9 protein-coding genes are annotated in these 7421 nt (G+C 58.1%); 6 read left to right on the forward strand and 3 right to left on the reverse strand.

Going from position 1 to position 7421, the window contains the following annotated elements; all coding sequences use genetic code 11:
* Positions 1-170 precede the first annotated feature (170 nt).
* Positions 171-1235 carry a glycosyltransferase family 4 protein gene (locus tag ACFFAR_RS19050; RefSeq protein WP_061998270.1) on the forward strand — a complete coding sequence of 355 codons (1065 nt, stop codon included), beginning with the start codon at positions 171-173 and terminating at the stop codon, positions 1233-1235.
* Between the two features lie 189 nt (positions 1236-1424).
* On the opposite strand, the gene ACFFAR_RS19055 is transcribed toward ACFFAR_RS19050, so the two are convergent.
* Positions 1425-1730 (reverse strand): H-NS family nucleoid-associated regulatory protein, encoded by a 306-nt coding sequence (locus ACFFAR_RS19055; protein WP_061998269.1) that lies wholly within the window; start codon positions 1728-1730, stop codon positions 1425-1427.
* A gap of 294 nt (positions 1731-2024) precedes the next feature.
* Between ACFFAR_RS19055 and aqpZ the strand changes: the two genes are divergently transcribed.
* Both aqpZ and ACFFAR_RS19065 read left to right on the forward strand, forming a co-directional pair.
* Positions 2025-2738, forward strand: coding sequence for an aquaporin Z (gene aqpZ / locus ACFFAR_RS19060; RefSeq protein ID WP_061998268.1), 714 nt, complete (start codon positions 2025-2027; stop codon positions 2736-2738).
* 346 nt (positions 2739-3084) lie between these two features.
* Complete coding sequence (locus ACFFAR_RS19065; protein ID WP_174363719.1) at positions 3085-3387, forward strand: hypothetical protein; 303 nt, start codon at positions 3085-3087, stop codon at positions 3385-3387.
* A 79-nt stretch (positions 3388-3466) separates the two neighbouring features.
* On the opposite strand, the gene ACFFAR_RS19070 is transcribed toward ACFFAR_RS19065, so the two are convergent.
* Both ACFFAR_RS19070 and ACFFAR_RS19075 read right to left on the reverse strand, forming a co-directional pair.
* Complete coding sequence (locus ACFFAR_RS19070; RefSeq protein ID WP_174363720.1) at positions 3467-4291, reverse strand: Cof-type HAD-IIB family hydrolase; 825 nt, start codon at positions 4289-4291, stop codon at positions 3467-3469.
* Between the two features lie 39 nt (positions 4292-4330).
* Positions 4331-5233 carry a BadF/BadG/BcrA/BcrD ATPase family protein gene (locus tag ACFFAR_RS19075; RefSeq protein WP_174363721.1) on the reverse strand — a complete coding sequence of 301 codons (903 nt, stop codon included), beginning with the start codon at positions 5231-5233 and terminating at the stop codon, positions 4331-4333.
* 162 nt (positions 5234-5395) lie between these two features.
* On the opposite strand from ACFFAR_RS19075, the gene ACFFAR_RS19080 reads away from it, so the two are divergent.
* The 3 genes from ACFFAR_RS19080 to ACFFAR_RS19090 all read left to right on the forward strand — a co-directional run bounded on the left by ACFFAR_RS19080 (position 5396) and on the right by ACFFAR_RS19090 (position 7373).
* Complete coding sequence (locus ACFFAR_RS19080; RefSeq protein ID WP_174363722.1) at positions 5396-6040, forward strand: DNA-3-methyladenine glycosylase I; 645 nt, start codon at positions 5396-5398, stop codon at positions 6038-6040.
* 479 nt (positions 6041-6519) lie between these two features.
* A complete protein-coding gene (locus ACFFAR_RS19085) occupies positions 6520-6945 on the forward strand; it encodes a hypothetical protein (protein ID WP_062000648.1) in 426 nt (141 codons plus the stop codon).
* A gap of 68 nt (positions 6946-7013) precedes the next feature.
* Positions 7014-7373 (forward strand): hypothetical protein, encoded by a 360-nt coding sequence (locus ACFFAR_RS19090; protein WP_061998263.1) that lies wholly within the window; start codon positions 7014-7016, stop codon positions 7371-7373.
* The last annotated feature ends 48 nt before the right edge of the window (positions 7374-7421 follow it).

Consider the following 7421-nt stretch of genomic DNA (forward strand, 5'->3'; position numbering starts at 1 on the left):
TCGGCGATAACCGCAGTCATCTTGATAATGGGTCGTAAGGGATAACCCGATTCATCCGGGTCCTATCTTTCAGGGGGCGGCAGCATTGACGCTGGCCCGTCCGCAAGGCTTCACCGGTTTTCGTTTCGGAGACTGTGCGTCGAAGCCGCAACGAACAGGAGAGTCACGTTATGCGTATCGCACAAATTGCACCCTTGCACGAAGCAGTTCCTCCGAAGTTCTACGGCGGCACCGAGCGCGTTGTCTCGTATTTGAGCGACGCCCTGGTTGATCTCGGTCACGACGTGACGCTCTTTGCAAGCGGCGATTCGGAAACCAAGGCGACGCTCGACGCCGCATGGCCGCGTGCGCTGCGCCTCGACCCGACCATCCGTGACTGGAACGCGCCCCACGCGCTGCTGCTGGAGAAGGTTCGCCGCCGCGCGCATGAGTTCGACGTGCTCCACTTCCACCTCGACTACATGCCGTTTTCGACGTTCTCGCAGATGGATACGCCGTTCGTGACTACGCTGCATGGCCGTCTTGACCTGCCCGAATTGCAGCCGGTTTTCGATGCATTTCCAGAAGCGCCGGTCATCTCGATCTCGGATTCGCAGCGCCAGCCGCTGCCGCAAGCCGCGTGGCTAAACACGATTTACCACGGGCTGCCGCAGGATCTCCTGACGCCGCAAAAGCACAAGAAGCCGGAATACCTCGCCTTTCTCGGCCGTATCTGCCCGGAAAAGCGCGCCGATCTGGCAATTCAGATCGCAGCGCAAACCGGTCTTCCGCTGAAGATCGCCGCAAAGGTTGACAAGGTTGATCAGGAGTATTTCAAGAGCACGATCGAGCCGTTGCTTTCCAGCGCAAATGTAGAATTCGTCGGCGAGATCAACGAGCAGCAAAAGCCGGAGTTCCTCTCGGGCGCCAAGGCGCTGCTGTTCCCGATCGACTGGTCGGAGCCGTTTGGTCTTGTGATGATCGAAGCCATGGCGTGCGGTACGCCGGTAATCGCATTCAATCGCGGTTCGGTCCCGGAAGTCATCGATCACGGCGTGACGGGCTTTATCTGCGAAGACGTGCAGGGCGCAGTTGGCGCACTTCAGCGACTCGATGAACTGTCGCGCACGGAAATCCGCGCGCAGTTCGAACGCCGTTTCTGTGCAAGCACGATGGCGCAGAATTATGTAGACAGCTATACGGCCCTGCTTCAGGCGGCAAAGCGCCCGATGCTGCGCCAGGTTGCAGTAGGCTGATCGAGGAACGCCAATTAATCCGATGTTGCGATCCATAAAGATTCGACATCGGAGAGTTTTTGATTTACTTAGCTGGAATAAATCGCGTTATTGCAGCGCAAAAAAATCCACCCGCAACAGGGTGGATTTTTTTGTATCCAGAGACGCCAGCGGGGCCTTTTTCGCAGTTTGTCCCGATGCACGGCGTTGTCAGGAATGCTCCTGATTAATCAAGAAACGCTCCCGGCTTTTACCCACGATCCACTTCGGCGGTTTGCCACGGCCACTCCACGTATTACCTGACTTGGGATCCTGGTAGACCGGTGGCAATGGTTCTTTCTTCGGCGGGCGCCCGCGGCGTACAACCGTCAGCCCCAAATCCTGTGCGGTAAGCCCATACTCAACGATCTTCCGCCGTATATCCACGAGTACAGCTTCCAGTTCCGTGCGGCGCGCTTCTTCGGCCTGCTCCTGAAGTTTGGCTATTTGCGCCTTCAGCTCAATGTATTGCGACATTTCCAATCCCTTTTCAATAGGCAGCGATTATTGAGAAGCCTAACGATATCGAATAAAAGATGCAACGGTTGCCAACGCAATTGCAGAAAGTCCCAAACAACTTAAGAAGATTCTTGAAACTATAGGCCAATCTTAATAGGACTTGCCTTAGTTCTGGCTGATTTGACAATTGTTGACAACTACTGCCGATACTCGGATTACACTGCCTACCCGCTGTATTTGGTCGTCAATGTAATCGCGATCACACGCAGCGGAAACGTTTCAGTTTTTTATATATTTTTAGGACTTCGAATCATGCGATTGGGACAGCGCCTCGGCGCAGAAATGTTTGGTACGTTCTGGCTCGTGCTGGGCGGCTGCGGAAGCGCCGTACTTGCCGCTGGATTTCCTCAACTTGGTATTGGCTTTGCGGGCGTCTCGCTCGCGTTTGGCCTGACCGTGCTCACCATGGCTTATGCCATCGGCCACATCTCCGGTTGCCACCTTAACCCGGCCGTAAGCGTTGGCTTGACCGTCGCCGGCCGCTTTCCGGTTCGCGATCTGGCTCCGTACATTGTCGCGCAAGTGATTGGCGGCATTCTCGGCGCGTACGTGCTGTATGTGATCGCAAGCGGTTCGCCGACCTTTGAACTCGGCGGTTTCGCGACCAATGGCTTTGGCGACCAATCGCCTGGTCATTACTCGATGATGGCCGCGCTCGTCTGCGAAGTGGTCATGACGTTCTTCTTCCTGTTCGTCATCCTTGGCGCAACCGACAGCCGTGCGCCCGCCGGTTTTGCACCGATCGCAATCGGGCTGTGCCTGACGCTGATCCACCTGATCTCGATCCCGGTGACCAACACGTCTGTGAACCCGGCTCGCTCGACCGGCCCGGCATTGTTCGTCGGCGGCGCGGCAGTGGAACAACTGTGGCTGTTCTGGGTTGCACCGATCATCGGCGCGATCATCGCGGGTGTGGTTTATCCGCTGCTGACCGGCGCGAAGAAACGGGCGCTTGCATCGGCCTGATTCACAGCAAGTCGATTGAGGAAAAACGGGCGCCCGGCGCCCGTTTTTTTATTGAGTTCGCGGTTTCAACCGTTTAAACCAGCCAGGCAATATGAACCGGCTGCGACAAATGTAATGTGCGTTTACTGCTTTTCGAACTGGAAATGCCGGCCGTCAGAGCCACACGCCGTTCCATCAACCGCAAAGCTTTTACCACCATGGGTTTTGCACCCATGCCAGCCACGCTTTAATCCCGCAGACTCCCTTTCGCAACACTTTCACCCGGTAACAACTCGTCGATACTCGTAAGACGACGGATGCGTACATTAGATTCATGCGACACGCGTCGCCCACAAAGGAGAACACCATGACACGCATCGTTACGCATCTGCTGGTTGCCGCTGGTCTCGCGTTAGGTGCAGCAGGAGCCGCGCAGGCACATACAGATCTGAATATCGGCTTGTCGCTTGGCGCACCGGTTTATACAAGTCCCGCGGCGGTTTATGTACAACCCGCACCCTATTATCGTGCGGCGCCGCCCGCCTGGCGTCGTCACGATGAACCGCGCTGGGGCGGACCGGACCGGGGCCGTTGGGATCGTACCGGCTGGGACCATCGCGGCGGGAATTATGGCGGCGATAATCGCGGCGGATGGAATCATCGTGGATAAAGATCCGGCGTTTCGCCAGATCTAAAAAAAGGAGCGGCCGTATGGGCGCTCCTTTTTTTATTGTTCGCGTTTGATCGCGTTACTCGCCAGCGGCGATTTTGTCGCTCATGCCGAACAAACTGCGCAGCTGATGTGCGACCCCTGCCTCGAAGTTATTGCCAGTTCTCGGAATATTCGGCAGGCGCTTGACCAGATCAGGATTCGCGTTTTTCATCATGAATGGACGTCCGGCGGTTTCAAGCAAGTCGATATCGTTCATGTTGTCGCCGAACGCCACGCAATGCGCGGTATCGGTATCGAGCCGGTCCAGCACGAACCGCAATGCCCTTCCCTTGGATACATCCGACGTCATCACTTCCAGGCAATCCGGCATTGAAAAGGTCACGTAGATGGAATCGCCGAATTCACGTTCGAGATTCGCCGCGGTCACCTTCAAATCTTCCGGATCGCCAATATAAAGCACCTTCGCAATGTTCTCGCCGTCGTGCTGGCGCAGATCCATGACGTCATAGTTGAATCCCGAATCCTGGTGAAATTCGAGCAAGGTCGGCGCATGCCGGTCGATCAGCCAGGCGTCGTCGGCGAACAGGTTCACGATCACACGCTCGCTGCCCGCCAGATCCGGCTGGACGAGCCGGCGCACGGCTGAAGGCGCAATGTCACGCGCGTAAATGCGCTCGTTGTCGGGCGCGTGGATGCGGGCGCCGTTCGACGTGATGAGATACGCTTCGATACCCAGCACCATTCGAATCCCCACCACGTCCCGGTAATGCCGCCCCGTGGCGATAATGAAACGCACCCCTTGCGCTTCAAGTTCGCGGACCGTTTCGACAGTGAACGGGTCGACCTGATGGTCGCTGTTGAGCAAGGTGCCGTCGAGATCGGTTGCGATGATCGAATACATGGGAAGGCGCTTCCTTTTAGCCGTTAGGACTCTGTCATTCTAGCGCGCTGCCCGCCCTTCCCCCGCCGCTGCGCGGTGAGCCAGTTGCAGCGCGCCCGCTGCTGAGTCCGCAAGCGGTACTCGCAAGCGGGCGCGAAGCGTCTCCGGCACAAACGGTTCGAGCGGGCTCGCAAGACCGCCGCACAATGCCACCGGCATTACCTTGTCGGGGTCGAGCGCCGCCACCATCGTCTCGATCTCGCGACCCGCCTCCTGAAGCAGCCGCTCGGCGAACGGATGATTTCGATGCTGGAAGATCGTGGGTGCGAGCGTGGCATAGGCGGTCTGGTTGGCAGCGCTCAGCCACACCACCAGACCATCGCGATCGGCGACATTGGTGCATTCAAGCAGCGCATGGGACCAGTCGTCTGCCGGCGCGCGCCCATCCAGGACGCGCTGCAAATGCACCGCCGCGCGCATGCCGAGCCATGCGCCGCTCGCTTCATCGCCGCTCGGAAACCCATAGCCGCCCGCAATCGCGACTTGACCCTGCGTATCAAGCGATGCCGCGATGCTGCCCGTACCCAGCGCCACGATCACGCCAGGCTCGCCGCCGTGAGCGCCCAGGAGCGTAGTCAATGCGTCACTTTCGACAACAAGTGCGCATCCATCCGGCGCACTTTCATGAAACTGGGCGAGCCAGCCAGCGTGGTTCACGCCGGCCAGGCCGCAGCCGAGCGCACAGGCTTGCCATTCGAACGGCAAGCCCGCCGAACCGAACGCGCGTGAGATCGTTGAGTCGATCGCTTTCCAGGCGCGCTCGACGCCAAGTCCAAGCCCTGAAGGTCCACCCGACGCACGAGCGAGTTCAACGCCGTTTGCGTCGGCCAGGACAACACGCGTGCCGCTGCCGCCGCCATCGACGCCGATCAGATAAGAGTATGAGTGGTTTGAATTAGTCATGCCGGAAGCTTAACGGCCCGGCGCCGGCACCGCCACTCAGCCGAATGGGATACCACTTGAACGCAAGACCGCATCACCGACCATGCCATTCGGCCGACTGTTCCGCGCAAAGCCTTCCGCCTATGCTGATCGAACGTTCACCATGCATCCCCTGAATCAGCCATGACAAAACCTAAGAGATCAGCCCAGCCCAACGAAACTCCCGAGCCGCACCGCTGCGGCTGGGTGAGCACGCCGGCCCTCGCCCAATATCACGACACGGAATGGGGCGTCCCCTCGCACGACGATCGTCATCTCTTCGAAATGCTCGTGCTCGAGGGCGCTCAGGCCGGCTTGTCCTGGTCAACGATTCTTAACAAGCGCGAGGGCTACAAGACGCTGTTTCACAACTTCAATATAGACAGGGTTGCCGCCTTCTCGGAAAACGATGCAGCCAAACTCCTGCTCGACGCCCGCATCATCCGCAACCGGGCGAAGATCGCATCCGCTGTCGCCAACGCTCGCGCGGTACAGCGAATTCAGGCTGAGCACGGCTCCTTCGCGGCATTCGTGTGGTCGTTTGTCGGCGGCAAGCCTGTCGACACTCCGCGCGCTTCGTACTCGCACGCGCCGGCCTGCACGGAAATATCGGACGCGTTGAGTCGCGCGCTGAGGAAATTCGGTTGTACGTTCGTCGGATCGACCACGTGCTACGCCTTCATGCAAGCAACCGGCATGGTCAACGACCACGAAGCCGCCTGTTTCTGCCGTTCGGACTACGCTCTACCGGGTGCAAAGCGTCCATCCGCCAAAAAGCCATCAGTTTAAGAAATTCATTGCCACGGGTTTGCAGCTCAGATATTGCGTTTTCGCAACAAACTTCGTTGTTTAAGGCATCCTCAGGGAAAATCCCGACGGCAATGCTTTTTGGCGGGTAGAAAACGCTCTGGAGCCTTTACTACAAAGCCGCGTCGGCCGGCCACCGGCCGTGCAGAAACCCGGGCAGCATGTCAAAATTGCGACCTACTGAGTGCCAGCACCCATTTTTTACCGGGAAGAACCGCTATAAATTAAGTGCGAACTGGTTTTGCAGCGCGTGAACGGCTTATTTGCCGTCAGTCGCGATGTGAGGCTGGCCGAAGCGTGCTTGGTCCTGGCGGGCGGTATTGCAGGAAAGCGAATGGCGAATCGAAAAACGCGGATTGTGTGGCTCACCGCGCTAAGACGACCCGAATCGCGTCCGATACTGATAACGCTGTTTGATGACACCCACGAAGCGCCGCGATGTCGGTGCAGGGGAAAGCAGAATGAAAAACCTCAACTTTTTGACGCATCAGGAAATCTTCGATAGCGCCGTGCACCACTTGTTTGGCCAGGGTCAGGCAGCTTTGCTGCCGCGAGGCGGCGGCGCATATCGCGGATACTGCGGCGGCTGTCCAGTAGGCAGCTTCATCAAGCCGCGAGACTACATGACAGCGATGGAAGGCGTGCCTATCCGCTACATCGACAAAGGTCCCGAGTCTGTGCCTTCGTATATGGATGTCGGCGTGACAGCGTTGAAGCGGGCGTTGTTGCGCTCGAATATCAATGTCTACGACCCGACTACCGTCGAATTGCTCAGTTGCCTGCAGAACGTGCACGACGTATTCGGCAAATGGGAATGGCGCGAGCGGTTTGCATCGATTGCACGCCAGTTCAATCTGTCGGCGGAACGGTTGAAGTCAGCGGCTTGAGCTCAAGGACACTGCCTGGCTCCGTCGAGGTTCCAGGAAATGCATCAATTAGAACAACGAGTAACGCAATGTTAACGGCAAGAGACATCTACGAACGCGTGAGCGCGCATCTGCTCACGCAGCGGGCCGTGTCGGAGGATGACAACGGTTCGTGCCGGCTTCGCAGCAGCGACGGCCGCAAATGCGCTATCGGGTCGCTGATTGCTGACGACGTGTACCAGCCGGACATTGAAGGCATTGGTATCTCGTACTACCGGAACGCGAGAGACGGATCGCTATTGCGGGCGCTGTATGCATCCAACGTGAATGCCTACGATCCTGAAATTGCCGAGCTGCTGATCGAGCTGGAAGAAGTTCACGACGACTTCCGCGTCGACGAATGGCCGCAGGTCCTGGCTCGCTTGGCGGAGCGCCACGCCTTCGTCTGAAAAGCACAGCACGGCTGCCACAAAGTACAAAGCAAAACACGAAGCGCA

Origin of the sequence: uncultured Caballeronia sp., assembly GCF_964243625.1 — a bacterium.
In the GTDB taxonomy this organism is placed as follows: domain Bacteria; phylum Pseudomonadota; class Gammaproteobacteria; order Burkholderiales; family Burkholderiaceae; genus Caballeronia.